Origin of the sequence: Deinococcus betulae (genome assembly GCF_020166395.1) — a bacterium.
Classification (GTDB): domain Bacteria; phylum Deinococcota; class Deinococci; order Deinococcales; family Deinococcaceae; genus Deinococcus; species Deinococcus betulae.
On sequence record NZ_JAIQXU010000045.1, the window covers coordinates 1 to 26,514 of the forward strand.

Consider the following 26,514-nt stretch of genomic DNA (forward strand, 5'->3'; position numbering starts at 1 on the left):
TCCTATTCCAGGTTAATCAGGCACGATGCTGGTGCTGAAGTGATGGGGCGGCCACTTGACTGTTGTGGATGCTTGTCGTCGTTTACCCAGCAGAGCTTTGGGTTCGCCGGATTCTGAGTCTTCCCTCCTCTCTGTGAAACACCGGCCCAGACGGTGGGGGAGGTCGTGCCCCAATTTCTCACTTCCTCAGATTGCTGGCAGCCGCTGCTCTTTAGCGCCCCTGCTCTGTGCGGGCGCTTAAGGCCACGATGGCGTCCCAGCTGTCCGGCTGCTCGGGATCGTCCAGCGCGGCGCGGTTGCGGCCCTGAAAGCCGCAGGTCTGGCAGCGGTGAACCAGCACCCAGCCCTTCTTGCCGCTCTGCTCCACACCCACGGGGGCCATCAGGCCGTGACACTCGCAGGCGCGGTCACCGGGCAGGACATCCACATGTTTGCTGTGCAGGCAGTGGGGGCAGTGGTTTCGCACGCTGCCGTTGCGCAGCGGTAACACCTGGGCGCCGCAGTGACCGCAGGCGAAGGCGTTGTTGGTGCCCTGCACAGTAAAACGCCGCTCACCGCTCAAAGGCGCCGCCCAGAGCGCGCGGCCCAGCGGCTGTCCAGAAAGGCGCGGACGCTGGCCGTGCCCACCAGCGCGGTGGCCAGCACCAGATACCCCAGCCCCACCCCACTGATGACCCAGGTGCCCGACAGCATGCCCAGGATGAACACCAGAAAGCCGGCCACCATGCCGAAACTAACCGTCAGGCGCCAGGCCCAGATGCTGCCGCGCCAGACCATCCCCAGCAAAAAGGCGGTGGCGCAGGCGTACAGCACCTGCCTCTCTACGCCGGTCGCCTGGCCCTGCACCAGCCCCGCCAGCAGCGGCAGACTGGTCAGCATGAACAGGCCCCACAGGACGGCCAGGGTTAGGGGGCGGCCCGCCGCGACCAGTGGAGAAGGCGAAAGAGGAGGGGTCACAGCCGGTATTTCAGCACATGGGCGCGGCGCGGGCGAGGACAGGAATCACGCTGGAGCGAGGAGGCTGGGACGTGGCCAACTCCTGTACCCCTTCCCCGTGCGGGCGAAGCTCTTAAGCTCGGCTCCCGCAGTCAAATCCACTTTAGCCCCACGATGTGCCATAACGTTTCCATTCAAACGGCCTGCTACAGGCCCGCAGGAGAACGGAAGAGGTTCAGGGCCTGGGGCTGGTCAAGCAGTAATCTTCTGGTGTGTGGGCGTCACGGACTGATGGCCTGCTAGACGCCTATTTCAGCATTTCACTCCGGTCCTCAGCAGCCCTGCATTTGGGAGAACCTCAGATGCCCTCTCCCCTGTAACAGGAGGCCCTGTGGCCCCAGGCGCCGCACGCAGCCTCTGGCGCCCAGCCAGTTCCTGCCACCCTCTCCTTTCACCAAATGCTCTAGGCTGCGGCCATGAGCGAACTGAGGGTGACGGCCGTGTGTGTGGGACAGCCAACGGCTCTGAAAGTGGGCGGCCGGGCCACCATCACGGGCATCGACAAGCACCCACTGCCGGGCCATGTGGCGGTCCGACAAGCAGGGCTGGACGGCGACCATGTGCTAAACCGCAAGCACCACGGCGGCCCCGATCAGGCAGTGTATGCCTACACCCAGACGGATTACGCGGCCTGGGCAGCCGAGCTCTCTCCCCCGCCCCGCCCCGGCCTGTTTGGCGAGAACCTGACCCTGAGTGGCCTGGCCTCCGCCGAGCTGCGCGTAGGCGACCGCCTGACGCTGCACGGCACGGGCGGCGACGCCGTGCTAGAAGTCACCGCGCCGCGCATTCCCTGCGGCACGCTGGCGGCCCATGTGCGCGAGGGCTCGTTTGTCAAACGCTTTGCCCGGATGCGCCGGCCTGGCCTGTATCTGCGTGTCTTGCAGGAAGGCACCGTAGGCGCCGGTGACGCCGTGACCTATACCCCCGGCGACCCTGCCGCGCCGACCATTGGCGAGCTGTTTGACCTGTATGTGGGGGACCGGGACACCATGCGGGCCACTCTGGAAGCCTGGCTGACCTTCCCGGTCGCCATACGGACCCGGCGCGACCTCGAAAGTCGGCTGAGCAAACTTGGTTAACCCTGCTGGCCACGAGAAAGCGCGCCAGAAGATAACTCTGGCGCACTTTCTCTAGTTGCTTAGGCCCGCAAACGATCGGCGTAATACTGGCGCATCTTGGCCACTTTGGGCGCAATTACGGCCGCGCAGTACGGCTGGCGCGGGTTATTGGCGTAGTAGTCCTGATGGTAGTCCTCGGCCACAAAGAACTCGCTGGCGGGCTCGACAGTGGTGACAATCGGCTGGCCGAAGACGTTCTGCGAGGTCAGGTCGGCAATCACCTCGCGGGTCTGGGCTTCTTGCTCGGGGGTCTGGGGAAACACCGCGCTGCGGTACTGGGTGCCCGTATCCGCGCCCTGCCGGTTGAGGGTTGTGGGGTCATGGGTGGCAAAAAACAGGCCCAGCAGGTCCTTGTAACTGACCTGCGCCGGGTCAAAAGTCACGCGCACGGCCTCGGCGTGGCCCGTCTGGCCGCTGCACACGCTGCGGTAATCGGGGTTGGGCGTGTGACCGCCGATGTAGCCGCTTTCAATCTTCTGCACGCCGCGCACGTCCTTGAGCACAGCTTCTGTACACCAGAAGCAGCCTCCAGCAAGAATGGCCTGTTGCGTCTGGGACTGGGAGGTCGGGGTCGTCATGAGAGGCATGATGCCGCGCGGGCCTGCGCACGACGGGAAGCAGGGGCACGGTCTAAACGCCAGGTCAAGGTGAAGAGAAGAGGGGTCATGCTCGCCGCCCTTGCCGTGCGTCCGAGGTCGAAGGCAAAAGGCATGGTGAGATCAAGGCAGCATCTTCATTGGTGCTGACCTACTGAACACACCTGGAGTCTTTTACAAACTCCGATTGAATCGAACAGCATGCAGGATGGTATCCGAGCCGACTTGGCAAGCTGCGCCGTAGGCTTGAAGAGCTTCGTAGAAGAGCGAGGAGGAGAGGGGACGGACTGCCGCTCTCCTTTAATGTGCCGTTATCAGGCGGAAACTGTATTACCGCCCAAAAAACAGCCGGGCAGCCACCAGCACCACGATGATCCCGTACATCCACTTCACGAAGGCGCTGCCGCGCAGCATGGCCATGCGCGCACCCGCATAGGCGCCCAGGGCGTTGGCGGCGCCCATCGGCAGGCCAATCCACCAGACCATCTGCCCACCCACCAGAAACAGGAAAAAGGCACCCAGGTTGGTGGCAAAATTCACGGTGCGCGCGTTGCCGCTGGAGCGCACGAGGTTAAAACCGGCCAGCGAGAACAGAAACATGGCAAAGGTGCCGGTGCCGGGGCCCAGAAAGCCGTCATAGAGGCCAATGACCAGCGTGCCCGGCAGGGTCAGGGCCAGGGTACGGGCGGTCAGACCGGGATAGCGGTCTTCCAGGCCAAAGCGCTTGTTGACCAGCACCAGGGCGCCGACCGCCAGGATGACCACGCCCACCAGCGTGCGAAACACTGCCGGGTCCACAAAACGCACCAGAAAGGCGCCCAGCGCGCTGCCAAGGAGGGCCAGCGGAATCAGGCGCAGCACCAGCGGCCGCTCAACATGCCCGCCCTTCCAGTACTGCCAGGTGGCGCTGCCGGACCCAAAAATAGCCAGCAGCTTGTTGGTGGCGACCACCTGCGCGGGGCTGAGGCCCATCAGGAAAAGGGTGGGCAGCGTGATGGTGCCGCCGCCGCCGGCCACCGCGTCCAGAAAACCGGCGAGAAAGGCCAGAGGCAGGCCGTAAAGCAGCACTTCGGGACCAGGCACGCCGGGCACTGTAGCGCGGGTGGGCGCCAGCGGAAGGGGCCGTGCTAGCCTCGCCCCCATGACTGCCCGCCCAGACCGCGCCGCCCCCCCTGCCCCGCCCCTGTTTGACACCGCTGTGGTGGCGGGCGTGGGCCTGATTGGCGGCAGCGTGGCGCTGGGACTGCGTCAGCGGCTGCTGGCGCGGCGGGTGATTGGTCTGGACGCCAGCATGGACGTGCTGCGCGAGGCCGAGGCACTGGGCGTGGTGGACGAGGTGCGGGCCGCACCGGGCGAGTGGCTGCGCGGAGCCGACCTGGTGGTGCTGGCCGCCCCCATGCGCGCCCTGGCCCCCCTGGCCGCCGACCTGGCCCCTTACCTGAATCCAGCCGCGCTGGTTACCGACGTGGGCAGCGTGAAGGCCGGGATTGCCGCCGAGATGGAGCGCCTGGGCGTGCGGGGCTTCGTGGCCGGGCACCCGATGGCGGGCAGCGAGCGCGGCGGGGTCACACACGCCCGCGCCGCGCTGCTGGAAAACGCCGTGTGGGTGCTGACTCCCACCGACCACACTCCCCTGACCGCCCTGAGCCGCGCCCGCACGCTGGTCGAGGAACTGGGCGCCGCCCCCGTGGTCATGCCGCCTGACGCCCACGACGCGCTGGTGGCGACGGTCAGTCACCTGCCCTACCTGGCCAGCCTGGCCCTGACGCATATGGTGGCGCGTGACGAACGCCTGAGCCTGCTGGCAGCCGGCGGCTTCCGTGACCTGACGCGCGTGGCCAGCGGCGACCCCCGCATGAGCCGCGACATGGTGGTGGAAAACCGCGCGGCCCTCAAAGACGCCCTGGGCCGGTTCCGGAGGCAACTTCAGCGCCTGGAAGCCGATCTCGACGAACCCGAGGAACTGCTGGCCGCCGCCGCTGAAGGCAAACGCACCCGTGACAGCCTGCCAGTGGTGCGCCGCAGCCTGCTGCCCCAGCGCCACGACCTTGTGGTAGCAGTGCCCGACCGTCCCAACCAGATTGGCGCCGTGACGCAGGCCCTGGGCGCGGCGGGCGTGAACATCAAGGACATTGAGGTGCTGGCCATTCGTGAGGACGGCGGCGCCATTCGCCTGGGCTTAGAAAGCCCTGACGATGTAACACACGCGGCCAGCATCCTGAATGCGGCGGGTTTTGAGGTGCGGGGCCGGGGCTGAGCACCTGAGTCCTCGGAGGCAGAGGGCTACCCCGCGCGCAGCGGCTGATGCAGGTCCCTGTCTCCACCCTCACACGGCGACAAAAGATGAGGCGCCCATTCACCCTGCCTGGCCCCCGACGCGGTAGCGTGAGGGGTTGATGGCTGACCCGCTCCCACTCTCCCCTCCCCCCAACGCGGCTTCTGTCCCCGTTCCTGACCCAGCCCCCTCGGATCAGGCGCCGGAGACGCCGCCGCTTGAGGGCAGGCCCGCACCAGCCACGCGCCTTTCAGCCATTGATCTGTTTCGCGGCCTGACCATTCTGGAAGTGGTGGGGCACCACACGAGCGGCGTGGCGCTGCGCTGGTTTCAGCCTGACACCACCGCCCACCTGGCCGCGCTGCTGGTGAACCGCACCTTGCACTTTGCCGTGCCCGCCTTCGTGTTCCTGTCGGCGGTGGTGCTGACGCGCAGCCTGCTGAAAAAGTTCGAGCCGGGCCGGTACTTCTGGCGGCGCCTGACGCGCGGCGGCTGGCCATACCTGCTCTGGAGCGCGCTGTACATCGCCTGGTACGTCTGGACTGGCCAGCGCGCCCCCGATACCCTGACCGATTGGGACCGCTGGCGCGACTGGCTCATGTACGGCAAGGCCAGCTATCACCTGTACTTCCTGCTGGTGGCGCTGGAAGTCTATTTGGTGCTGCCCCTGCTGCTGCCCCTGGCGCGGCGGCGGCCCAGCATCACGGCGGCGCTGCTGGCGGGGCTGGCCCTGCAACTGGGGCTGTACTTTCTGAACCGTGAAGTGCTGCGCCTTCCCTTTCCAGCCAGCACGGTGCTGTGGTACATGCTGCCGGTGGTGCTAGGCATGGCCGTGGGCGCCCGCCTGGACGAGTTCACGGGCTGGTGGCAGCGGCGACGCTGGACCCTGCTGCCCTTCCTGATCGGGGCCTATCTAGTGTACCTGCCCACTGCGCTGGCCTACGCCCGGGGCGAGGCCGTTACGCCCGTGGTGTACAGCGGCCTGAGCTGGGTGTACACCAGCCTGACCGCCCTGACCTTGCTGGGGCTGGCCTACCGCCTGGCCCGCAGCACCCGCGTTCCCTGGCTGCGCACGGGGGTAGGTCTGCTGGGCACGGTGAGCCTTCAGGTGTACCTGATTCACCCGGCGCTGCTCCAGGCCCTGGAAAAATACATGCCGCCCGACGGCCCGCCCTGGCGCGTGGCGGTCACGGTGGCCGCCTATTTTGTGGTGGCGCTGGTCTTGCCCGCACTGCTGGGCCGCACGCTTCTGAACACACGCCTGGGCACGCTGCTGTTTGGCCGCTGAGCGGCAAGACAGCTGATGCCTTGAGGCCGAAGACGCCCCTCAATTCCACTGGCGCTGCCCACTTTTATAGACACTCACTTCGTTCGCCCCGGAGAAGTCGAGGAGTTCCTCGACCGTTAGCATCGGAGGCGCTCGCTACGATTCTGGACACGCGGAGTTGTGAGCCAGAGGCCAGTCGCTGTATTGAGACGGTAGCCTCCATGAACTAAATGGTGACGCTGGCCATCCTCACTGCGATGGAAGACCGCTGTGAGCCAATCGCCTACCTCAGCGTGAGGAAGAACAGTGCCCGTTGGAGTCGCCTGGTAAGAGATCGCCTGAGAGCAACAGGGACTCCAGACATGGACTGGACCTGCCGGCACTTGCCCGGTTTATTGACTTTCAGACCGCACCCGTCCAGCCTGTCACAGCCTCCGGTCAGCTTGAGACGCTACAGTGCCGCGAAGTGAAGCGTGCTGCCGTCCTCCTGTTCTCTGTGCTGTGCGCTGCCAGTGTTTCTGCGGGCGCCCTGACCCCACCCCCCCCGTCTCTGGATATTCCAGCCACCCCGCCCGCATGGGTGTCGCTGGGCGCCCCGGACGCGCCGTCATGGCTTCAGGCGCCGGCCACCTGCGCGGCGCGGCCCTGCTCGCTGGTGGTCGTGTCGCACCCGCGCGGCCAGAGCGCCGAGCGGCTGCGTGACAGCCCGCAGGTGGGCGTACTCACCAGCACGCTGCTGCAGGGCGGCTTTGCGGTGCTGCTGAGCAGCGACGGCGGACCCGCCACCTGGGGCAGCCCAGCAGCCCTGAGCGAACTGGGGGCCACCCACGCGGCGGCCACGCGCCGCTTTGCCTGGAATGGCCGCACTTTCGCCCTGGGCCTGAGTATGGGCGGCCTGATGGCGCTGCGCAGCGCCCTGCCTGGCGCGCCCTATCCCGTCAGCGGCCTGGCCCTGATTGACGCCTGGGTGGATCTGGACCAAGCCTACGGCACGGCCGTAACGCGCCGCACCGAGATTCAGACGGCCTACACAGTCAGCGGCGCCCTGCCGGCGGCCCTGAATCCGCTGGTGGCCGCCCAGACGGCGCCGCGCCAGCCCCTCCTGACGGTGTTTAGCGAGGAAGACCAGACCGTACCCCACGCCACCAACAGCGCGCGGCTGTTCGAGGTTTTTGGACGTCACCCCGATAGCGTGCAGCTGCGTGTCAGCGGCGCTCACCTGGGCGGGAACCGCTTCACGCCAGAGCTGGGCGCCCATCTGGCCGCCTTCTTTGGGCGCCTGGAAGCCCGACCCCCAGCGCCGACCGAAGTGCCGATGTTGCGCTCCAGGTGACAGGGGCTGTTATCTCACCCAAAGATTGGCGGTGTTGGACACTATGGCTGGCAGATCTAACGCCCGACCAGAAGCGGTGTCAATGAGAACGATCTGCACCGACAGCAGGTATTTCCCCGGTGGCAGCCCGGCCTCTCGAATGGGTGACAGCGGACTCTTGAACGTCTGCCAGGTGCCGCGCGCGGTGTTTACACTCAGCCCCACCTCGGCACACAAGGTCTGGCGGTTGGGGTACATCAGCAGGCCCTTACCCTGCCGGTCAAAGACGGTGTAGCGCACCTGGCAGATGCCGGTGAGCAAGAATCGGCCTGGGTTTTCCAAGCCTTTGACCTTAACGGTCAGGAGGGAGTCCTGGGCGCCAGGCTCCACGACACCAGGAATAAACACCTGCACCAACGCAGGCTGGTTGGCCGTAGTGACCGCCTCCGCCTGACCACCGACCAGCAGCCCGCCGACCACGCCCATAAGGCTGAGGCGCTTCCAGACAGTCAGGGTTAGCACGGCTGCATTCTGCCGCCCGAAGGTGAGGAGACCCGGACCAGCACCAAGAGCAGGCGGGCCCCCTTCTACGCTGGTGCCCGCCCTCTCCTGTTCTTTATCTAAATCGCCAGGCCCTGTGCGTGGGCGCTGACCTCTTTGCTCTCGTACTGCCCCGGCGGCAGGCCAATGGTGGGCATGTTCGCCTCGAACTCATCACTCCAGCCCACCTCAGCCAGCGCCTTTTTCCAGGCGCCGATGCTCTCGCTGCGGTAAATCTGATAGGCGGCCATCCCCACTTCGGGACCGCCGCGCGCAATCACGCTTTCGACCCAGGCCCATTTGGCCGACACGTTGCGCAGTTCGGCGGTGGTACGCAGTTCCTTCTGAATGCGCTTCATGCGTTTTTCGATGGTCTGCACGCCTGCAAAGGGGTCAGCAAAGTGGGGCGTATGGCGCTTGGGCACAAAGGGACTGATACCCAGCGCAATCCGGTTGATGCCGGCCAGTTCCTTCGTGAACGAGATCAGCTCGGTGATGTCGTCGTCGGTTTCTGGTCCCAGGCCAATCATCATGTAGACCTTGATGCCCTTAAAGCCCAGGTTCCGGCTGATGTGCGCGGTCTTGAGCAGGTCCTCGGTGGTGATGCCCTTTTTCAGCCAGCGGCGCAGGCGTTCGCTGGGGGCGTCGCTGGCGACCGTGAAGGTGCGCAGGCCGCCCGCCTTGAGAATCTCGGCCAGTTCGGCGTCCACGGTATCGGCGCGGATGCTGGACACGCCCAGCTTGATGCCGCGCTCGGTCAGGGTGCGGCCCACGTACTTGGTGTGCGGGAAGTCCGACAGGGCCGCGCCCACCAGCCCCACCTTTTCGACCCAGTCGGGAATGGTGTCCAGCAGTTCCTGGGCCTGATTGTTGCGGTTGGGGCCGTACATGGTGCGGGCCAGGCAAAAGGTGCAGGGGCGCGGGCAGCCGCGCTGGGCTTCCACCAGAAACATGTTGCTCAGCTCGCTGTGCGGCGTGACAATCTGGCTGTAGGCTGGCAGCAGTTCCTTGGGCGCGGTGGCCCACTTGGGTTCATGGGCGTGCCGCGCCGGCAAGAAGACACCAGGCATTCCGTCCACGAGGTCGTAAAAGTCCTCGCGGGAGGTCGCTTCGCGCAGCGCCTCGCTGATGACTGGCACAATCTGTTCGCCGTCCCCAATGATGATGATGTCGGCAAACGGGGTCAGCGGGTAAGGGTTGGACGAGGTAAACGGCCCGCCAATCATGACGAGCGCGTCAGAGTCACTCCGTTCCTCACGCAGGGGCCGCAGGCCCGCCACATCCAGCGTGCGGATGATGTTGGTCAGGTCCAGCTCAAACGACACGCTCAGGGCGAAAAGTTCGCAGTCGCCAGCGTCGCGCCCGGTTTCCACGGTGGGCAGCGCCTGGCCAGTACGCTCGAAAGCCTCGACATCGTCAGGAAGAAAGGCGCGCTCGCAGGCCACCCCTTCTTCCTGATTGAACATGCGGTAAATGACCTGATAGCCCAACGACGCCATCCCCACCGAGTACCGGTTGGGAAAGGCCAGCGTCACGCGGATGGGGGCCTGTTTGAAGAGGGTGCCGGTTTCGGCCTCCAGCAGGGGTTTAATTGCAGTGCGCCAGTAACTCAAAAGTCCTCCGGTGGGGCGTGGCCCGCGCCGGAAAGAAAGGCCGTGAAAAGCAGCGGAAGAAGCTGAACCTCAGGCGGCGGCGCGCGTCACAATCTGCGATTCTAACGGATTTTCGCCGCCCAACTGAAGCGCGGGTTACGCCGAAGCCGGGGGCGCAGCACGGCATGCCCCTCTAGAGAGCCGACTGTTACGGCTTGCAGCTGTCACGTCCACAAATCAGGATTGGTGTGCCAACTTTCCGCCCGGAATCCGCCCTGCAAAGCGGTCCTGATCTGAGGCACTGCTCTTCAAGGCCGCTCGGCACGACCCATCCACACACGATGGGGCTGATGTTGGCCTACAGATATGCCTTTCATCCCATCCAATACCTGCATCTCCTACCGGGTCTAGCCAGACGGGGTCACCTGCGGATAGAGCCAGCGCAGGAAAACGAGGAAAAGGCCAATCACTGTGGCCGTGCTGGTGGTCAGAAAAGCGACGATCACTGTGCTGTCCAGCTTGAACGGGCGCCCATCCAACTCCCCCCAACCGGCCGCCAGCGTCAGCACGATGTCGGCCGCCAGCCACCCCGCCGACAGCAGAAACACGATGGCCCCCACCCCCAGGCGCAGCCAGCGCTGATCCACAGCCTCGCGGTACCGCAGTTCACGGGTGCGGCGTTCCAGTTCGGCCTGGGTGGGCAGGTCGCGCCGTTCGGCTTCCAGGCTGTGCTGCACGGTGCGCGCAATGGTGGTGGCCGCTGGGCTCGGCGCGGAGTCAGTGGGCGGCGCAGGGTCGGTCACAGGGCAGGGTTCAGGCGCTGCGGGCCAGGGCTGTGTAGTACTCGCGCGTGACCTGGTCAGGAATCAGGTCGGTGGGCTGGCCGTACACCTGAGACCACGGGCTACCGCTGCGGTGCGTCAGGCGAGAGAGTTCCAGACCGTCCATGCGGCCATACGCCTCCCAGACGCTACGAATCACGTCGCTGGCTTCGGGGTCGCCGCTCAGCTCCGGTTCGCCCGGCGCCACGGGCAGCGCGTCCTCAATGGGCCGGGTGCCGCGTTCGCCCCACAGCTGCCACAGCCGCCGCACCACCGGCCCACCCCGCCACGCATGCACCGTGTTGTACATCAGGGGCCGGCCCAGCAGCGCCAGGGTAAACCCGTGGGCGATAAAGACCAGCTTATGCACCTGCATCTGGGTCAGGGCGCGGCCCTCCTGACGGGCCAGACCCAGAAAGGCGTTCGCCACCACCTCGGCGGCGTACCCGGTGCGCTGGGGATTATCGATGGCGATGGTCATGGCCTGGGCCCTCCCTTCTGTCCTCAGCGTAACACAGCCGCTGCTGGCACGGCCGTTCTGGCTTTCTTTGAATCTCCAATTTTAGCCTTGGAAGGACGTACTCTTCGCCCTGTTTGGATAACGCCGTGGTCGCAAATCACTAGAGGCCGTGCCCGGCTTAGTCCAGGCGGCCCAGGTAGGCGTACGTGCGGTAGATCAGCGTGACCTCGCCAGCCTGCGCGTGAGCATCAAAGGCCGTGTCCAGGGCCGCTGTCAGGGCTGGAAAGTCAGGCGAGTCAGGGGCCGGCAGATAATTGACGCTGCCGGCCAGCGCGTGGAGGCGCTCCCGGGTCAGCGCATGGGCCTGCTCAAACATCTGGGTGTCAAAGCCGCCGGGCAGCAGCGCGGGCAGCCGGTCCTCAGGGACGCGGTTGGCGGTGTCGGGGGTACCGGCCGCCAGAAAGGGGCGCACCACCGCGCCGTAGGCGGGGTTAAAACCCTCCTCTAAGCCGCGCCAGTCATTCCAGACCAGCAGCACCTGCCCACCGGGGCGCAGCACACGCTGCCACTCCTGCACTGTCGGCACCGGGTCAAACCAGTGCGCGGCCTGGGCAGCCGTGATGAGTGCGGCCGAGGCATCCGGCAGCCCCATCGCTTCGGAGGTACCGGCCTGCACGCGCAGGCGGCCCTCGGTCACTGCGTCCTCCAGGCTGGTCTGCAAGACAGCGCGCATCCCTGCGTTGGGTTCAATGGCCGTCACCGTGGCCCCGCCGGCCAAGAGCACGCGGGTAAACAGACCTGTACCGGCGCCCAGGTCGGCTACCGGGCGGCGCAACAGGCCCGTGCCGCGCAGCCAGGCCCCCAGAGCCGCTGGGTAACCGGGGCGGCCCTGGGCATAGGCGGCGGCGCGGCCATCAAAGCGGTCAGCGTGGCTCATGGGGAAGTCTCTGGCACGCGCGCAGCGGGGACAGGCGCCGGGGCCAAGGTGACCGCAGTCGGTGGCGGGGAGGGCCGGGCGGCAGGGGCCACTCCCCGCCGCGCCGCAGGCAGGCGACCTGCCGGGCGCCACGCACTCGCCACGAAAAACACCAGGCCGGACAGCCCTCCGGCCACCAGCAGAAACCACAGCAGGCGCCCCAGCACCCCCGCCGTGCCCACGATAAAGGCACCCAGGCCAGTCAGCAGTTGCCCCACCAACCACACAGCCGCCAGCGCCGTGACCGCCAGCAGCACCACCCCCGCCAGGGCCAGCAGCAGGCGGGTCACGCCGCGCACCCAGCCTGGGTGGCAAGAGGGGGGCAGGTCATGGGGCGCAGTCTAGCAGCGGGCCGCCCCCGCCTGACGGCCTACACCGCTGCCTGCCGGCCAGTGACACCTCTGGCCGCTGGCCCTGCTTTACCCTGAACAGCTGTGAAGACGCTGGAAACCGAGCTCTTGGTGGTGGGCGGCGGGGTGGCGGGGGCCTACGCCGCGCTGACAGCCCGCAGTTATGGCGCCGACGTGCTGCTGGCCTGCAAGGGCGCGCTGGTCGGCGGCTCGACCCGGTGGGCGCAGGGCGGTATTGCAGCGCCCCTGGGCCTGTACGACGAGGCCGCGCACGCCGCCGACACCATGACCGCCGGACGCGGCCTGTGCGAGCCGGAGACCGTCATGACCTTCGTCAAGGAGGCCCAGGCCCATGTGGACACCCTGCGTGACCTGGGCGTGAGCTTTTCGCCGCACCGCACGCTGGAAGGGGGGCACAGCCGCCCCCGAATCCGGCACACGGGCGACGCCACTGGCCACGCGGTCAGCCTGGCGCTCAGTCAGGCGCTGCGCGCCGGCCACGGCCCCGCCCTGAATCTCCAAGAAGGCGCCTTTGTGCAGAGCCTGCGGCATGCGGGCGGCCGCATCGTCGGCGCCAACCTGCTGACGCCACAGGGGCCGCTGCGCGTCCGGGCCGGCGCCGTGCTGCTGGCCACCGGCGGCTTTGGGCGCCTGTTCGGCGTGACCACGGCCCCGCCCGAAGGCACCGGCGACGGCCTGGGGCTGGCCTGGGCGGTCGGCGCGGCGCTGCGCGACCTGGAATTCGTGCAGTTTCACCCGACGGCCGTGGTACGCGGCGACGAGGCCCGGCTGGTCACCGAGGCGGCGCGCGGCGAGGGCGGTCACCTGCTCAGTGCCTCTGAGGAGCGCTTTATGGCCCGCTATGACGAGGCGCTGGAACTGGCCCCGCGCGACGTGGTGGCCCGCGCCATCGCCGCCGAGCGCGCCGCGACGGGCGCCGTCTTCCTGGACCTGCGCCACCTGGGTGAGGCCTTTGTCCACGCGCGCTTTCCCACCGTCACGGGGGCGCTGCGGCCCTGGGGGCTGGACCTGGGCCGCGACCTCATTCCGGTGCAGCCAGCGGTGCATTACACAATGGGCGGCGTCCTGACCGACGTGCAGGGCCGCGCCAGCGTGCCAGGGCTGTATGCGGCGGGCGAGGTGGCCTCCAGCGGTCTGCACGGCGCCAACCGGCTGGCCAGCAACAGTCTCTCGGAGGGGCTGGTGTTTGGCGCGCGCGCGGCCAGAGCAGCCCTGGCCGAACTGAAAACCCCCCAGACAGAGGGCGAGGCCCCATCCATGCCCACCGTCAACCCGGCGGCGCTGCCCCGCCTGCGCGCCGTGATGGACTCGGCCGCCGGCCTGCACCGCACCGCGCCGGGTCTGCAGCAGGCGCTGGACGCCTGGGGTTGGCCGGCTGGCCCCGAAACCACCCGCGCCAGTCTGGAGGCTGGGCACCTGGCGACCATCGGGGGCCTGCTGCTGCGCTCGGCCCTGGCCCGCCAGGAGTCGCGCGGCGGGCACCACCGCAGCGACTTCCCAGCCGAAGGACCCCCGGAGCACACGGTGGCGCAGCGCCGCTCTGACGGCTCGGTCAGCCTGGAATCTGTCCCAGTGCAAGCCGCCGTCCTCGTGGGCCAGCAACCGTGACCCAGCGGCCGCCGTTCCCGAGTTCTGAACAGGCGCCGAACAAATGCGCTAGGGTTCAGCGCGTGATTTCCCGCACAAGCCTTCCCCCTCTGTCCCCGTGCTTGGCATGTTGAGTCTGGACGAGCGCCTGCGCGCCGCCCTAGCCGAGGACATCGGGCGCGGCGACGCCACCACGCTGGCCACGATTGCCGAGAGCCAGCAGGCCCGCGCTGAATTCCTGCTCAAAGAAGACGGTGTGCTAAGCGGCTTAATGGTGGCTGCCCGCGTGTTTGCGCTGGTAGACGAGCGGGTGACCGTGCACTGGACCGCTCAGGACGGCGAGCGGCGGGGGCGCGGCATCATCGGCACCCTGAGCGGCCCCGCGCGCAGCCTGCTGACCGGCGAGCGGCTAGCCCTGAACCTGCTGCAGCGCTTAAGCGGCGTCGCCACCCAGACGCGGCGCTACGTGGAGGCGCTGGGGCCTGGCCGGACACGCCTGCTGGACACCCGCAAGACCACGCCGCTGTGGCGCGACCTGGAAAAGCAGGCGGTCCGGCACGGCGGGGGCCTGAACCACCGCGCGGGCCTGGACGACGGTCTGCTGATCAAGGACAACCATGTGGCCGCCGCTGGCGGCATCGCCGAGGCTATTCGCCGCGCCCGTGACTACGCCTACCTTTTGAAAGTGGAATGCGAGGTGCCGGACCTCCCCGGCCTGGAAGAAGCCCTGCGGGCCGGCGCCGACCGCGTGCTACTGGACAACATGGACGACGCGCTGCTGGCCGAGGCGGTGGCCCTGCGCAGCAGCTTGGCCCCCCACGTCACCCTGGAAGCCAGCGGCAACATGACCCTGGAACGCCTGCCGCGCGTGGCCCAGAGTGGCGTGGACTACGTCAGCGCCGGCGCCCTGACCCATTCGGCGCCGGCCCTGGACATCAGCCTGAACTTTCTGCCTGAGGACCAACGATGAGCAACCCGACCGAACCGACCCCCCTCTCTTCTGCTCCGCTGGTGCCGCGCCCCCAGGTGCCGCACCGCGACCTGCTTCAGCTGACTGTGCTGCCCGATGAGGCCGAACTGCGCGCCGACATTGTGCGGCTGCGGGCCGAGAACAAAGCGGTGATCCTGGCTCACAACTACCAGCGGCCCGAGGTGCAAGGCATTGCCGACTTCGTGGGCGATTCGCTGGGCCTCTCGCGGATGGCCGCCAGGACCGACGCCGACGTGATTGTTTTTGCAGGCGTGCACTTTATGGCTGAAACCGCTGCCATCCTGAACCCGGAGAAAACGGTGCTGCTGCCCGATCTGCGCGCAGGCTGCTCGCTGGCCGACACCGTGACGGCACAGGGCATCCGCGACTGGAAGGCCGAGAACCCCGGCGGCCTGGTGGTGACCTACGTGAACACCACCGCCGACGTGAAAGCCGTTTCGGACTACTGCTGCACCAGCGGCAACGCCGTGCAGATTGTGCAGAGCCTGCCAGAGGGCGTGCCCGTCCTGTTCGCCCCAGACCGGTTTCTGGCGGCGCATGTCATCCGCGAAACCGGGCGGCAGATGGACGTATGGGATGGGGCCTGCCACGTTCACGAGGCCATTCGCCCTGAAGACGTGCAGGGCCAGCAGGCCGCCTACCCAGACGCCGAGCTGCTGATTCACCCCGAATGCGGCTGCTCCAGCCGGATTCTCAGTGCCATTCCAGACCTCCAGCTCTACTCTACCGAGGGCATGATTGGCCGCGCCAGGACCAGCGCCGCGCAGGAATTCATTGTGGTCACCGAAACGGGCATGGTCACGCGCCTTGAGCACGATGTGCCGGACAAGACCTTTATTCCGGTCAGCCGCACCGCCTGCTGCGAGTACATGAAGATGATTACCCTGGAGAACATCCGCGACAGCCTGCTGAACTTGCAGCCGCGTGTCACCGTGCCTGAGGACATTCGCGCACAGGCCCTGAAACCGATTGAGCGCATGCTGGCGATTGGCTGAAGAGGCAGAAAGGCAACCTAGACGTGCCGACTGCACTGCTCAATCTGGCCTGATCTCACCACCCAGAGCGGTTGGGTGCTTCTCCCTCAAACGCTTTGAGACGAACGAAGTGAGTGTCCACAGCAGACAGGAACCCAGGGGGTTGTTGGCCCCAGAGTGGAACTGGCAACCGCTGTGGAACACGTGTTGCTCCTCTTCCACTTGAACTGCTCTGGGCAACAAGGCAACAGACAACCGTGCTAGTCCTCGGCCTCCTGCCTGGGCATTTGCAGAGCAGGCCACCCCACCACCAGTAAGCCGATACCCAGCAGCACCAGCAGCGCGCCGGGCAACAGCAACAACATCAGCGTTTCTGTTCCGCCAAACAAGGCTCCAAAGACGCGAATGACCGACACACTGGTTTCGAAGTCAGCGGCCTGCTGGCCCAAGTCAGACAGCATCAAACCCAGGGCACCCACAAAGAGGCCCAGCGCCACCAGAGCAATCCCCGCAGCGAACGCACACATCAGGGCCACCGTAGCGCGCGGCACAGCGGCCTGCGACCGCACTTGCGGCAAGTCTGGTCATCAAAAAACGGGCGGAGGCTTTCACGCCCCCGCCCGCTCAATCAGCTTTTCTGGCTTACGCCTTTGCAGCCTTCATGTTCTCGATGATGCGGTCGGCAAACTCGCTGGTCTTCACTTCGGTGGCACCTTCCATGCTGCGTGCGAAGTCGTAGGTCACAGCCTTCTGCTGAATGGTGGCGTCTAGCCCCTTCAGAATCAGGTCGGCGGCCTCGGTCCAGCCCATGTAGCGCAGCATCATCTCGCCCGACAGAATGACCGAGGAGGGGTTGATGACGTTCTTGCCCGCGTACTTGGGCGCGGTGCCGTGGGTGGCCTCGAAGATCGCGTGGCCCGTCACGTAGTTGATGTTGGCGCCGGGCGCGATGCCGATGCCGCCGACCTGCGCGGCCAGCGCGTCGCTGATGTAGTCGCCGTTCAGGTTCAGCGTGGCAATCACGTCGTAGTCGGTGGGGCGCAGCAGAATCTGCTGGAGGAAGTTGTCGGCAATCACGTCCTTGATGACGATGCCGTTCGGCAGCTGCAGCCAGGGGCCACCGTCCAGTTCCACGGCGCCGAATTCACGCTTGGCCAGTTCATAGCCCCAGTCGCGGAAGCCGCCTTCGGTGAACTTCATGATGTTGCCCTTGTGCACCAGCGCCACGCTCTTGCGGCCGTTCTCCACGGCGTACTCAATCGCGGCGCGCACCAGCCGCTCGGTGCCTTCTTTGGACACGGGCTTGATGCCAAAGGAGCTGCTTTCGGGGAAACGGATCTTTTTGACGCCCATCTCGCGGGTCAGGAAGCCGCGCATCTTGTCGGCCTCGTCAGTGCCGGCCTTGTACTCAATGCCCGCGTAGATGTCCTCGGTGTTTTCACGGAAGATCACCATGTCCACGTCCTGGGGGCGCTTGACCGGGCTGGGCACGCCGTCGAAGTACTGCACGGGGCGCACGCAGGCGTACAGGTCAAGCTCCTGGCGCAGCGCCACGTTAATCGAGCGGATGCCGGTGCCCACAGGCGTGGTCAGCGGCCCCTTGATACCGAACAGGTATTCATTGAAGGCGTTGACCGTGCTCTGGGGCAGCCACTCGTTTTCGCCATAGACTTCCAGGCTCTTTTCACCGGCGTAGACTTCCATCCACTCGATTTTCTTCTCACCGCCGTAAGCCACTTCAACCGCAGCGTCCAGCACCCGCACCGAGGCCTTCCAGATGTCGGGGCCGGTACCGTCGCCTTCCACGAACGGAATGATGGGGTGGTTGGGAACGGACAGCTTGCCGCCCTGCATCGTAATCTTCTCGCCCTGCGTGGGCACCTTGATGTGCTTATCCATGTCGGCCCTACTGTACTCCACGCGGCCCAATCCTGACTTTGGTGTCCGTGTTACCCGAAGGGTTTAGACGCAGTTCAAAAGGTGAGGCTGCTCAGAGGGGCGCCAGATGCCGAGAAGTCGTCACGCTACTTTCGGATAGATCGTCCCACTGACCACCGTGGACACACTCTGTCGCCACTTTAGGGAGGACTCAAGGGACCTAAAGGAGAATCAGGGAGAACGCTCCAGTTCTCCTCAAGGGCCGCTCACCTGCCGCCCACCGGAACGCGGCACTCTGGAAAAACCCATCCGGGAATCCACGCGCAGGAGGACTCTAACCCATGAGTGATAAAAGCACCGCAGGAAATATGCTGGACGCCGCTAAGGCCAAGGTCGACGAAGCTGCTGACCGTGCCCGCGAGGCCGGACACAACGTGGCCCACGCCGTGACCGGCGACGCCCACCACAAGGCCGAAGCGCTGGAAGACCGCGCCAAAGCGGAACTCCACAACACCCAGGCCCACGCGGAATACAGCGAAGGCAAGCGCGAGGCCCAGGACGGCGACGGTCACTAACGCCTGAGCCTTCACTGACCAGTGCCCCCAGCGGGCGCTGGTTTTTTGTGGCCCGGTGCAGTCAGGCCGTAGCAGGATGACCTCTATGAACCTTCTGGCTGCGGGCCTGCTGGATGACAATGGCCCCCGACAAGCGGCAGAGCGACCGCGCCACCAGTGGCCTGCGCGGCCGCCCGCAGGCAACGTCCGCAGGGAGAATCCATGAAGCTGCCTGAACAGCTGCCGCCTGGGATAGTCCTGCTGGTGTGGCATGCCAGAGCCGAGGGACAGGCCCCAGACGCGGCCTTAACCCCGGACGGTGAGACCGCCGTGCAGGACCTGGCGCGGGCCCTGGCCCACCTGCCTCTGACCCGGATCGTCAGCAGTCCCTGGCGGCGAGCTGTGCAGACGGCGCAGCCGCTGGCCGAGAGCATAGCCATGACCATCCACATAGACGAGCGCCTGACCGAGCGGGTCCTGACTGGCCGGCCGGTGGGCTGGTGGAGGGCCGGCCTCCGCTGGAGTTTCCGCGTGCCGGCTCTGCGGTTTCCGGGCGGCGAATCGGGGCGCCGGGCGCAGGCGCGCAGCCTTGCGGCCCTGGCCGACGCCCGAGACCCGAGCGGCGTAACCGTGGTGGTCACCCACGGAAACCTGATGGCGCTGGCCCTGGGGCTGACCTACGCAGAGTGGGCGGCCCTGACCAATCTAGATGTGCGGGTCTGGTCCCCGCTCACTTCACCCCAGAGCGGACGCAGGAAGTGACGGCCAAGAGCGGCTGCAGAAGTAGACATGAGAGGCGGGCCGTTTTTCCAGAGTGGAGGGGCAGCCGCGGTCAGGCTAGGCTGACGTATGACCCTGCCCGGCTTGGCCACCACCCTCAAGGATGACCGCGCCTGCGAGATCGTCACGTTGGGCCGTTCTCCCCTGACACCGCTGATAGCCGCGCTGGTAGATAGGCTGACCTACGCCCGACTGACCACGCTGCAGGCCGCAGCCGGCATGACCCAGGCTGAACTGGACGCGGTGCCCCCAGGCCTCACCAATTCGGTGGGCATGCTGCTGGCGCACCTGGCGGCGGTTCACCGGATCTACCAGACCATGACCTTTGAGGGCCACGACCCTTACGACGACGAGGCCTTTGCCGCCCACCGCCCTGCCCTGGACCTGGGCGAAGCCGCGCAGCTCAGCGTGCGCGGCCACGACCTCGCGTGGTACGAGGCCGACCTGGAGGCGACCCTGACCGACACCCTGCGCCAGCTAGCCGCCAGGGACGATGCCTGGCTCTCTGAGCCTGTGCCCGCCGACCCCCGCATGAACCACCACTGGGCCTGGTTTCACGTCATGGAAGATGAGGTCAGCCACCGGGGCCAGATTCGGCTGATTCGCCGCTTGCTGCGCGGCCAGGACGCTCAGCCATGACCGATCCCCACGCCACGCCCACCGCTGCGGGGAAGCCCTACCAGATAGAGCGGCGCGTCCTCGCCGGGGTGCCCTGTCTGGTCGAGCGGCCCCCCGAAGGCCAGCCCACCCGCGCCCTGTGCGTGGTCTATCACGGCGCCTGGGCCACCAAGGAAGGCAAGCTGGGCGTTTACAGCGCCCTCACGGCGGCGGGGGTGGCGGCTATGCTGCCCGACAGCGCCCTGCACGGCGAGCGTCTGGGCGAGACCCCACCCGGCCTGAACCCCCGCGAGTACGTCTGGGACAGCGTGCGCCGCACAGTGGCCGAAGCTCCGGCGCTGCTGGACGCGGCGCAGGCGACCTATGGCCCCGTGCCCGTCTGGGTGGTCGGCTCTAGCATGGGCGGCTACGTGGCGCAGACCCTGGGCCGCCTGGAACAGAGGGTGGCAAAGGTCGCGGCCCTGATCACGTCCGGTGTCTGGCAAGAGCCTGAAGTGCGGCGCCCCGAAACGCAGGCCTTCTTGGAAGCCCACCGCCCCCTGACCCATGCGGGCGACCTGGCCCCAAAGCCGCTGCTCCTGGCCAGCGGCGAGGCCGACCCGACCTTTCCGCTGGCGGCGCACCACGAACCGACCGCGCAGGCCTACCGGGCCGCCTATGCCCAAGTCGGGCAGCCCCAGCACTTTCAGGCGCGCACCTACCCTGGGGTGGCCCACTACACCAGCCAGCGAATGCGCGACGATGTGGTGAGGTTTCTGCTGGATGAAGTGTGACCGCTGGTGGTCCTCCGTGGCATTGAGGGTGAGAAAGCCTCGTCACTGCCACTTCAATTGCTGCTGAGCTGTCAAGACTCGCGCTGTTCTCCCCAGCCATCCTGGGGGCTAGACCTATTCATACGGATTCCGTTTGTTTCGTTAACAAATCGGGAAAACGCCGATTTGCCAACTCCACGTCCGGAACCCGTTGTTCTCCTTCTAGCTCTGCTGCGCAGCTTTGCAAGTCCGCTCGGATTTCATCGTTTTTGCAAACGATTCAATCGGAGTCCGTATCAGTGGAACTGGGTGCTGATCGGACAGACCCGAAATCACCCCCTAAACCGAGCGGCGCAAGTGACCGCCACAGCCAGCAGAAAGCCAGCGCTCACCGCTGGCTCGCTGACCTGCCTTCCGCTGTTTACTCGCGCGGGATGTTCACATCGAACAGGGCGCGTACAAATTCACGGCTGTCGAAGGGTTGCAGGTCGTCGGCACCCTCCCCCACCCCAATAAATTTGATGGGCACGCCCAGCTCCCGCACAATCGGCACCAGAATGCCGCCCTTGGCCGTGCCGTCGAGCTTGGTGACAATCACGCCGGTCAGGGGCGTGGCCTCGTGGAACTTCTTGGCCTGTTGCAGCCCGTTCTGGCCCGTCACGGCGTCCAGCACCAGCCAGACCTCGGCGGGTTCGTTCGGGTCGGCCTTGTCAATCACGCGGCGGACCTTTTTCAGCTCTTCCATCAGGTTGTGCTTGTTGTGAAGGCGCCCGGCGGTATCCACGAACAGCAGGTCCGTGCCGCGCGCCACGCGGGCGCTGGCGCCGTCAAAGGCCACAGCAGCCGGGTCGCCGCCGTCCACGCCCTGCACCACTGGAATGCCCAGGCGCTCGCCCCAGACGCCCAGCTGCGCACCTGCCGCCGCGCGGAAGGTATCGCCAGCGGCGAACATCACGCTCTTGCCCCGACCCCGGTAATACTGGCCCAGCTTGGCAATCGTGGTGGTTTTGCCCACGCCGTTGACGCCAATCACCATGACCACATGGCCCTTGGGGTCCACGCTGCTGCGCCGGGCGTCGGGGGTAAAGCCCAGCTTGCGAAACTCCGCGCGGCGGCTGTCGGGTTCCAGTTGCAGGGTCAGGGCGTCCATTAGGGCCTGCTGCAGGTTCTTGCCCTCGCTGGCGCGGATGTCTTCCAGGATTTCCTCGGTGGCGGCGCGGCCCACGTCAGCGGCAATCAGGGCGTATTCCAGGTCCTCAATGGTTTCCAGGCGGCCGGTAAAAACGTCGCGCACATCGGTGCCCAGAAAGCCGGCGGTGTCGTTGATTTGTTTGCGGGTCTTGCTCAGGCCGTCGCGCAGCCGCTCCAACCAGCTCATACGCAGGCTCCGGGCTGGCGGGACAACAGGGTCATCATGGCTTCACCATAGCGCCCAGGGCCAGGCATTATGACCGCCCCGCCGCCTCCCGCAGCAGCAGCACCTTCACCTGGCTCAGGCGGCCCCGGCTGAAGGCCCCCTTGCCCAGCACCCGCTCTCCGCACGCCAGGACCGGCACGTCGTCGCCGTAGCGGGCGCGCAGGTCAGGGTCAGCGTCCACATTCACCCACTCGTAACGGAAGTTCAGGGCGTCCAGATGGGCCCCGGCCTGCTCACACAGGTGGCAGCCGGGGCGGTGGTACAGGGTCAGCAGAGGCAGAGCCACAGCTCAGGCGGGCTGCAGCACCTGAGGCCGCGTCAGGATGGTCATGGCCTGCACCGGGGCGTACATGTCGCATTGACTGAGCAGGTCGCCCGCGCCCGAATAGGTGCGCAGGACCTGGCCGCCCTGACGCACCGCGTACAGCTGGCCGTCGGGGCCGACCTGCAGCAGCCACGGCGACTCGGTGGGTTCACCGACCAGGGTTTCCAGGGCAAAGGTCAGGCCCGGCGAGCCGTCAGCTTCGATCTTGCGCACCTTCCGGGCAACGGCGTCCACGATGTACACGGCCCCGTACTGGTCCACCGCTAGACCGTCCAGCGACCGCAGGCTGTCACTGTTGCGGTCTAGGCGGAAGGCGTAGCGGCTGAGGTACTCGCCCTGCGCCGTAAAGCGCTGCACCTCGTTGTTGCCGGTGTCCAGAACGTAAACGTGTCCGTCTGCCGAGGCCACGATAGAACGCGGCTTCTCGAAACGCCCCAGCCCCTGCCCCTTGCCACCAAAGCGGCGCACGAAGCGGCCCTGCGAGTCAAACACGACCACGTGGTGCGCCTCGGCGTCCAGCACGAACACCAGCGCGTCGGTGGCGGCAATCGCCACCGGTTGCAGCAGTTCGCCGTCGTTCAGGCCGTAGGGCCCGAAGCTCAGGAGTTCCTGGCCCTCGGCGTCCAGCTTGCGTACCAGGGCGCCCGCCTTGCCCTGGCGATAGTCCAGCAGCGTCACGTACATGTGGCCCTGCCCGTCACTACTCATGGCATTGGGCGCGCCGGGCATGCCCTTGTCGCCGCCCGACTGGTCACGCAGGCTGGCACGCAGCTTGCACTTCAGGTCCAGTAGCCGCACTGTGCCGCGCTTTTCCTGCACGCTCAGGGCCAGGGCTACGGGGTCGTTAAAGGCCTCGTCACTCAGGACACCCACGTCAATGCGCGCAATCACCTCGTCCAGGGTGGGGCGCTGGGCGGGGTCTTTTTCAATCATGTGCAGAATCAGGTCGTTGAGCTTGCCCGGCACCTCCAGGCGCACCTGTTTGGGCGGCTTGGGCGACTCGAAGACCTGCTGGTGCACCACCGCCTCGTAACTGCCCTTGAAGGCGGTCTGGCCCGTCACCATCTCGTAGGCCAGCAGGCCCAGGGAATACACGTCGCTGCGGGCGTCCACGCGGTTGCCCTTGGCCTGTTCGGGGGCCATGTAGATGGGCGTCCCCACGCGGGCGCCGGTCATGGTGAGCCGGGTCAGGACTTTGCCCACCGCAATCCCGAAGTCCATGAGTTTAACCCCACCCTCGCGCAGCACGCCGTCGGTGAAGGCATTTTTCAGGACCATCACGTTGGCGGGCTTGATATCGCGGTGCACCACATTCTGCATGTGGATGTGCCGCAGGGCATCGGCCAGCGCGCGAATCAGCTGTGAGCCTTCACTGAAGCTCAGGCTGCGGTTTTCCAGCAGGCCCTCCAGGCTCTCGCCGTCCAGAAATTCCATGGCGATGTAGTGCTCGGGGTCCTGCATGCGGTAGTCGTACACGCGCACGATGTTGGGGTGGTTAAAGCGCTTGAGGACCTCGGCCTCACGGTAAAAGCGCTTGACGAACTTGGCGTCGGCCAGGTACTTGTCCTGCGGCACTTTCAGGGCCACCACGCGGCCGTCCTGGCGGCGCCGGGCGCGGTACACGCTGCCCATGCCCCCAATGCCGATGCGCTCCAGAACCTCGTAATCCTGAAAGCGCAGGTCAATGGCCGTCTGCGCCAGCGTGTTGCGGCGCGAGGGCGGCATGGGGGTGGCGGTGCGCTGCACCCGCACCGGGCGGCCGCGCGCGTCACGCGGACCACGGTGGATGCTGGGCGTGAGCACCCGGCCCAGCCGGAAGGCGGCCGTGGCCAGCAGGAAGGCCGCCAGGCACAGCGCGCCCTGGGCGCGGCCCAGTTCGGCAAAGGCCAGGGGCGCGCCCTGCGGGCCGCCGACGCCCAGGGCCAACCCGGCCAGCACCAGCGCCAGCACGGCCACCACGCCGGCCGACACAAACCCCAGCACGCGCTCGGGCGCCCGCACAGAGAGCAGTAACCCCACAATGAACAGTGCACCCAGCAGCAGCGGCGTCACGCCGCGCCGCCCGGCTCAAGAGAAAGAGGGGTCGGCTTCATGATTCCTAGTTATACAAAACAGAACTTGCGCCGCCCTTACAGGCGAGCAAATCTAGGCGTCTGCCTCCCTGGTCCCTCCAGCGGGCAGTCACCCCGTCTGGTGTACGGCAAGGGCAGGGCTTCGGGGCATACTGTGGGCATGACCGCGCCTGCTGTGGCCACTTGCCCTCTGGTTCAGGGGTCGGCGCGGCCCTTCACCGGCTGGGGAGGCCGCCTGCACATGGGTTACCGCCACTTTCTTCCTGCTGTTTTCTTCTGCTCGTTGGCGTGTAGGGTCGGCTGTGCGGCGCCAGAGGCCGCGTGATGCCGTACTGGGCCGAACTGGTTGAGCTCTTTGAATACAAGGTCACCGATGTGCTGGAGGGCCGGGTGCCGCGCGGGGGCCGGCGCTCCCTGACCGAGCTGCGCGAGGAGTTGCTGGGCGCTCCCCTGGAACCCGCCCTGCTGCGGCGGGTCATGGAAAGTGACCGGATGTTCCGGGGACAGCAGGGAGGCCAAGCACCCCTGCCCCACCGGGGCCGCCCCGCCCCTCTGCCTCACGCGGCCTGGGAGGCACCCGCCACCGCCGACTCAGACGAAACACGCGCCTGGGAAGAACTGCACACCCTGCTATGGCACCACCGCGCCGCCCGCACCCTGCAGGAGCTGGCCGGGCACTGGCAGCGCGACGCCACGTTGCAGCGCCTGCGGGTGTTGTACACCGTCGTAGAAAATGCCGAGCGGGCCGTGGGGCCGGGGTACAAGCCCGTGCCGGTGCCCGCTGCCAACGACCCCCTGATGGACCTGCACGACCCCGAGGTCAACCAGGCCATTGCGGGCGCCCTGAGCACCCTGCTGCTGACCGAGGCGGGCCGCAGTCAGGTGCGCACCGCCCTGTCTGAGGTGCAGGCCGAGCCGTTTCCGCGCCACCCCGACGAGGACGTGCTGGCCGCCCGGCTGGCCGCCGCCGAGCGCGAGCCGATGGCCCCCGAAGCCAGAGAGCGCCTGATCGTGGCCCTGAAGGCCGAGTATCCCCTGCCGCGCGACCCGCGCGAGCGCTCGGTCATCCGTGTGGCGGCGCGTGAGGTTGCCGATCAGCTGGAGCCGCTGCTGGACAGTGCTCCCAGCCGCACCCTGGGGGCGGTGCCGCACGGCAGCGTGCTGTACGCGCAGCATCCCGCCAGCGCCATGCGCGTGCCTGATGACGGCGCCGACCGGCTGATTATCCATCTGCGCGGCGCCCAGGCAGCCCGCTGGCGCGGTCTGGAACTGCGCTGGCAGCCTATTGGCCCCAACTGGCAACTTCAGGTGGACGGCCAGGTCACGCTGCTGCGCCCTGGCCTGAGTCCCGCCGACCGCACCCAGACCGTGGCGCTGCCCGGCACACACCTGCGCCTCTTTGTCAGCGGCGCCTACCTGATGCTGCACATCGACAGTCAGGCGGCGGTCGAACTGGGCCGCCGGGCGTCGCTGGCTCGCGCGGTTTCGCTGCTGCTGGACAGCCAGGAACAGTTTGCGTACCTGCGCCTGGCCCGCGCCGCTGCCGGCCTGCTGCGCGGCGGCCCCTTGCAGCTGGACAGCCTGGGACCAGACAGCGCCCGCAAATACCACGCCGCCACGCCGGACGTGCTGCTGGCCTTTGCCCGCAAAGGGGTAGACAACCTCTCTGCCCGCCTGGGACGCACAGCCCCGGAGCAGGCCGCCGGGGCGTTTCAGGAGGCCGCCGCCGCCCTGGGGCTCCACCCCCGCGCCGCCGAGCGGCTCCACGGCGCGCTGCACGCCGCGCTGCACCGCCCCGAGCCGCTGCCCGAGCCGCGTCAGGGCGAGCGATTCACGCTGACCGACGAGGGCTTTCTCAGTGTCCAGCTGACCGATGACCCCCTCACCCTGGAAGCTGGGCCGCGCGGCGTCACCCTGCGCTACGACTACAAGGGCGAACTGGTGGCGGTGCTGCCGGGCCTGGCCCCCATGATTCTGCACGACCTCCTAGTGGTGCGCGTGCCGGACCTGCACCTGCTGCTGGTGCGCCACGGCACCTGGCTGGCCGCCACTGTGGGCCGCGACGAGCCGGTGCCCACCCTGCGCCTGGCCGAGCTGGAAACCGGGGACATCACTGCGCACTGAGAGGAGCTTTGCACCGTCTTGTTTTGATGACAGACAAACGCTGGCCTTCAGGTCATTCAGGGGCTCCGTTCCGTGCCGCTTTGAATTCGCTGACCTCAGAGCCACTGTGAGATCAATC

General features: G+C 66.9%; 27 protein-coding genes. 12 read left to right on the plus strand and 15 right to left on the minus strand.

Annotated features, from left to right (window positions below; all coding sequences use genetic code 11):
* Window positions 1–211 precede the first annotated feature (211 nt).
* Both K7W42_RS21395 and K7W42_RS21400 read right to left on the minus strand, forming a co-directional pair.
* Window positions 212–562 (minus strand): RNHCP domain-containing protein, encoded by a 351-nt coding sequence (locus K7W42_RS21395; RefSeq protein ID WP_224577271.1) that lies wholly within the window; start codon window positions 560–562, stop codon window positions 212–214.
* Entirely contained in the window at window positions 559–957 is a 399-nt protein-coding gene (locus K7W42_RS21400; RefSeq protein WP_224577272.1) for a hypothetical protein, read from the minus strand. Before K7W42_RS21400 ends, K7W42_RS21395 begins: the two co-directional genes overlap by 4 nt.
* A gap of 455 nt (window positions 958–1,412) precedes the next feature.
* On the opposite strand from K7W42_RS21400, the gene K7W42_RS21405 reads away from it, so the two are divergent.
* Window positions 1,413–2,075, plus strand: coding sequence for an MOSC domain-containing protein (locus K7W42_RS21405; protein WP_224577275.1), 663 nt, complete (start codon window positions 1,413–1,415; stop codon window positions 2,073–2,075).
* A 59-nt stretch (window positions 2,076–2,134) separates the two neighbouring features.
* Here the strand turns inward: K7W42_RS21405 and msrA are convergent, their stop codons facing one another.
* Together msrA and K7W42_RS21415 are read right to left on the minus strand one after the other, a co-directional pair.
* Window positions 2,135–2,692 carry a peptide-methionine (S)-S-oxide reductase MsrA gene (gene msrA / locus K7W42_RS21410; RefSeq protein ID WP_224577277.1) on the minus strand — a complete coding sequence of 186 codons (558 nt, stop codon included), beginning with the start codon at window positions 2,690–2,692 and terminating at the stop codon, window positions 2,135–2,137.
* Window positions 2,693–3,040: 348 nt separating this feature from the next.
* Complete coding sequence (locus tag K7W42_RS21415; RefSeq protein WP_224577279.1) at window positions 3,041–3,793, minus strand: TSUP family transporter; 753 nt, start codon at window positions 3,791–3,793, stop codon at window positions 3,041–3,043.
* Between the two features lie 58 nt (window positions 3,794–3,851).
* Between K7W42_RS21415 and K7W42_RS21420 the strand changes: the two genes are divergently transcribed.
* The 3 genes from K7W42_RS21420 (at window position 3,852) to K7W42_RS21430 (ending at window position 7,585) form a co-directional block, all read left to right on the plus strand.
* Entirely contained in the window at window positions 3,852–4,967 is a 1,116-nt protein-coding gene (locus K7W42_RS21420) for a prephenate dehydrogenase (protein WP_224577282.1), read from the plus strand.
* Window positions 4,968–5,106: 139 nt separating this feature from the next.
* A complete protein-coding gene (locus K7W42_RS21425; RefSeq protein ID WP_224577284.1) occupies window positions 5,107–6,273 on the plus strand; it encodes an acyltransferase in 1,167 nt (388 codons plus the stop codon).
* 445 nt (window positions 6,274–6,718) lie between these two features.
* On the plus strand, window positions 6,719–7,585 hold the full coding sequence (locus K7W42_RS21430; RefSeq protein ID WP_224577286.1) for an alpha/beta hydrolase family protein: 867 nt from the start codon (window positions 6,719–6,721) through the stop codon (window positions 7,583–7,585).
* Window positions 7,586–7,594: 9 nt separating this feature from the next.
* On the opposite strand, the gene K7W42_RS21435 is transcribed toward K7W42_RS21430, so the two are convergent.
* The 6 genes from K7W42_RS21435 to K7W42_RS21460 all read right to left on the minus strand — a co-directional run bounded on the left by K7W42_RS21435 (window position 7,595) and on the right by K7W42_RS21460 (window position 12,243).
* Window positions 7,595–8,086 carry a hypothetical protein gene (locus K7W42_RS21435; RefSeq protein ID WP_224577288.1) on the minus strand — a complete coding sequence of 164 codons (492 nt, stop codon included), beginning with the start codon at window positions 8,084–8,086 and terminating at the stop codon, window positions 7,595–7,597.
* A 98-nt stretch (window positions 8,087–8,184) separates the two neighbouring features.
* Window positions 8,185–9,717: a B12-binding domain-containing radical SAM protein gene (locus K7W42_RS21440; RefSeq protein ID WP_224577290.1), complete on the minus strand. Its 1,533-nt coding sequence runs from the start codon at window positions 9,715–9,717 to the stop codon at window positions 8,185–8,187.
* 386 nt (window positions 9,718–10,103) lie between these two features.
* Window positions 10,104–10,499, minus strand: coding sequence for a hypothetical protein (locus K7W42_RS21445; protein WP_224577291.1), 396 nt, complete (start codon window positions 10,497–10,499; stop codon window positions 10,104–10,106).
* A gap of 10 nt (window positions 10,500–10,509) precedes the next feature.
* Window positions 10,510–10,998 (minus strand): Panacea domain-containing protein, encoded by a 489-nt coding sequence (locus K7W42_RS21450; protein ID WP_224577292.1) that lies wholly within the window; start codon window positions 10,996–10,998, stop codon window positions 10,510–10,512.
* Between the two features lie 157 nt (window positions 10,999–11,155).
* Window positions 11,156–11,914: a class I SAM-dependent methyltransferase gene (locus tag K7W42_RS21455; protein ID WP_224577293.1), complete on the minus strand. Its 759-nt coding sequence runs from the start codon at window positions 11,912–11,914 to the stop codon at window positions 11,156–11,158.
* Entirely contained in the window at window positions 11,911–12,243 is a 333-nt protein-coding gene (locus K7W42_RS21460) for a hypothetical protein (RefSeq protein WP_224577294.1), read from the minus strand. The genes K7W42_RS21455 and K7W42_RS21460 overlap by 4 nt, the downstream gene beginning before the upstream one ends.
* A gap of 144 nt (window positions 12,244–12,387) precedes the next feature.
* Here K7W42_RS21460 and K7W42_RS21465 point away from each other — a divergent pair, with 144 nt between their 5' ends.
* The 3 genes from K7W42_RS21465 to nadA all read left to right on the plus strand — a co-directional run bounded on the left by K7W42_RS21465 (window position 12,388) and on the right by nadA (window position 15,897).
* Window positions 12,388–13,932, plus strand: a complete 1,545-nt coding sequence (locus K7W42_RS21465) for an L-aspartate oxidase (RefSeq protein WP_224577295.1) — start codon at window positions 12,388–12,390, stop codon at window positions 13,930–13,932.
* A 106-nt stretch (window positions 13,933–14,038) separates the two neighbouring features.
* A complete protein-coding gene (nadC, locus tag K7W42_RS21470) occupies window positions 14,039–14,881 on the plus strand; it encodes a carboxylating nicotinate-nucleotide diphosphorylase (RefSeq protein ID WP_224577296.1) in 843 nt (280 codons plus the stop codon).
* A complete protein-coding gene (nadA, locus tag K7W42_RS21475) occupies window positions 14,878–15,897 on the plus strand; it encodes a quinolinate synthase NadA (RefSeq protein ID WP_224577297.1) in 1,020 nt (339 codons plus the stop codon). Before nadC ends, nadA begins: the two co-directional genes overlap by 4 nt.
* A 239-nt stretch (window positions 15,898–16,136) precedes the next feature.
* Here the strand turns inward: nadA and K7W42_RS21480 are convergent, their stop codons facing one another.
* Both K7W42_RS21480 and icd read right to left on the minus strand, forming a co-directional pair.
* Window positions 16,137–16,445 carry a hypothetical protein gene (locus tag K7W42_RS21480; RefSeq protein WP_224577298.1) on the minus strand — a complete coding sequence of 103 codons (309 nt, stop codon included), beginning with the start codon at window positions 16,443–16,445 and terminating at the stop codon, window positions 16,137–16,139.
* 73 nt (window positions 16,446–16,518) lie between these two features.
* Entirely contained in the window at window positions 16,519–17,775 is a 1,257-nt protein-coding gene (icd, locus tag K7W42_RS21485) for an NADP-dependent isocitrate dehydrogenase (RefSeq protein ID WP_224577299.1), read from the minus strand.
* A 320-nt stretch (window positions 17,776–18,095) separates the two neighbouring features.
* Between icd and K7W42_RS21490 the strand changes: the two genes are divergently transcribed.
* The 4 genes from K7W42_RS21490 to K7W42_RS21505 all read left to right on the plus strand — a co-directional run bounded on the left by K7W42_RS21490 (window position 18,096) and on the right by K7W42_RS21505 (window position 20,479).
* Window positions 18,096–18,329: a hypothetical protein gene (locus K7W42_RS21490; RefSeq protein ID WP_224577300.1), complete on the plus strand. Its 234-nt coding sequence runs from the start codon at window positions 18,096–18,098 to the stop codon at window positions 18,327–18,329.
* A gap of 201 nt (window positions 18,330–18,530) precedes the next feature.
* The gene (locus tag K7W42_RS21495; RefSeq protein WP_224577302.1) at window positions 18,531–19,070 is read left to right on the plus strand and encodes a histidine phosphatase family protein; all 540 of its coding nucleotides are present in this window, start codon (window positions 18,531–18,533) and stop codon (window positions 19,068–19,070) included.
* An 87-nt stretch (window positions 19,071–19,157) separates the two neighbouring features.
* Window positions 19,158–19,727: a DinB family protein gene (locus K7W42_RS21500; RefSeq protein WP_224577304.1), complete on the plus strand. Its 570-nt coding sequence runs from the start codon at window positions 19,158–19,160 to the stop codon at window positions 19,725–19,727.
* Window positions 19,724–20,479: an alpha/beta fold hydrolase gene (locus K7W42_RS21505; protein WP_224577305.1), complete on the plus strand. Its 756-nt coding sequence runs from the start codon at window positions 19,724–19,726 to the stop codon at window positions 20,477–20,479. The genes K7W42_RS21500 and K7W42_RS21505 overlap by 4 nt, the downstream gene beginning before the upstream one ends.
* A gap of 400 nt (window positions 20,480–20,879) precedes the next feature.
* Here the strand turns inward: K7W42_RS21505 and ftsY are convergent, their stop codons facing one another.
* The 3 genes from ftsY to K7W42_RS21520 all read right to left on the minus strand — a co-directional run bounded on the left by ftsY (window position 20,880) and on the right by K7W42_RS21520 (window position 24,252).
* A complete protein-coding gene (gene ftsY, locus K7W42_RS21510; RefSeq protein WP_224577308.1) occupies window positions 20,880–21,836 on the minus strand; it encodes a signal recognition particle-docking protein FtsY in 957 nt (318 codons plus the stop codon).
* 67 nt (window positions 21,837–21,903) lie between these two features.
* Window positions 21,904–22,161, minus strand: coding sequence for a glutaredoxin family protein (locus K7W42_RS21515; RefSeq protein ID WP_224577309.1), 258 nt, complete (start codon window positions 22,159–22,161; stop codon window positions 21,904–21,906).
* 3 nt (window positions 22,162–22,164) lie between these two features.
* Window positions 22,165–24,252 (minus strand): protein kinase domain-containing protein, encoded by a 2,088-nt coding sequence (locus K7W42_RS21520; protein WP_224577311.1) that lies wholly within the window; start codon window positions 24,250–24,252, stop codon window positions 22,165–22,167.
* 344 nt (window positions 24,253–24,596) lie between these two features.
* Between K7W42_RS21520 and K7W42_RS21525 the strand changes: the two genes are divergently transcribed.
* Window positions 24,597–26,396, plus strand: a complete 1,800-nt coding sequence (locus K7W42_RS21525) for a hypothetical protein (protein ID WP_439648876.1) — start codon at window positions 24,597–24,599, stop codon at window positions 26,394–26,396.
* The last annotated feature ends 118 nt before the right edge of the window (window positions 26,397–26,514 follow it).

What these genes read in the sequence shown, in the direction of transcription:
- K7W42_RS21500 (WP_224577304.1), top strand. Translation starts at nt 19,158, where the DNA reads ATGACCCTGCCCGGCTTGGCCACCACCCTCAAGGATGACCGCGCCTGC.
- K7W42_RS21490 (WP_224577300.1), top strand. Translation starts at nt 18,096, where the DNA reads ATGAGTGATAAAAGCACCGCAGGAAATATGCTGGACGCCGCTAAGGCC.
- K7W42_RS21495 (WP_224577302.1), top strand. Translation starts at nt 18,531, where the DNA reads ATGAAGCTGCCTGAACAGCTGCCGCCTGGGATAGTCCTGCTGGTGTGG.
- K7W42_RS21450 (WP_224577292.1), bottom strand. Translation starts at nt 10,998, where the DNA reads ATGACCATCGCCATCGATAATCCCCAGCGCACCGGGTACGCCGCCGAG.
- icd (WP_224577299.1), bottom strand. Translation starts at nt 17,775, where the DNA reads ATGGATAAGCACATCAAGGTGCCCACGCAGGGCGAGAAGATTACGATG.
- msrA (WP_224577277.1), bottom strand. Translation starts at nt 2,692, where the DNA reads ATGACGACCCCGACCTCCCAGTCCCAGACGCAACAGGCCATTCTTGCT.
- nadC (WP_224577296.1), top strand. Translation starts at nt 14,039, where the DNA reads ATGTTGAGTCTGGACGAGCGCCTGCGCGCCGCCCTAGCCGAGGACATC.
- K7W42_RS21405 (WP_224577275.1), top strand. Translation starts at nt 1,413, where the DNA reads ATGAGCGAACTGAGGGTGACGGCCGTGTGTGTGGGACAGCCAACGGCT.
- K7W42_RS21505 (WP_224577305.1), top strand. Translation starts at nt 19,724, where the DNA reads ATGACCGATCCCCACGCCACGCCCACCGCTGCGGGGAAGCCCTACCAG.
- K7W42_RS21425 (WP_224577284.1), top strand. Translation starts at nt 5,107, where the DNA reads ATGGCTGACCCGCTCCCACTCTCCCCTCCCCCCAACGCGGCTTCTGTC.
- K7W42_RS21420 (WP_224577282.1), top strand. Translation starts at nt 3,852, where the DNA reads ATGACTGCCCGCCCAGACCGCGCCGCCCCCCCTGCCCCGCCCCTGTTT.
- nadA (WP_224577297.1), top strand. Translation starts at nt 14,878, where the DNA reads ATGAGCAACCCGACCGAACCGACCCCCCTCTCTTCTGCTCCGCTGGTG.
- K7W42_RS21525 (WP_439648876.1), top strand. Translation starts at nt 24,597, where the DNA reads ATGCCGTACTGGGCCGAACTGGTTGAGCTCTTTGAATACAAGGTCACC.
- ftsY (WP_224577308.1), bottom strand. Translation starts at nt 21,836, where the DNA reads ATGAGCTGGTTGGAGCGGCTGCGCGACGGCCTGAGCAAGACCCGCAAA.
- K7W42_RS21455 (WP_224577293.1), bottom strand. Translation starts at nt 11,914, where the DNA reads ATGAGCCACGCTGACCGCTTTGATGGCCGCGCCGCCGCCTATGCCCAG.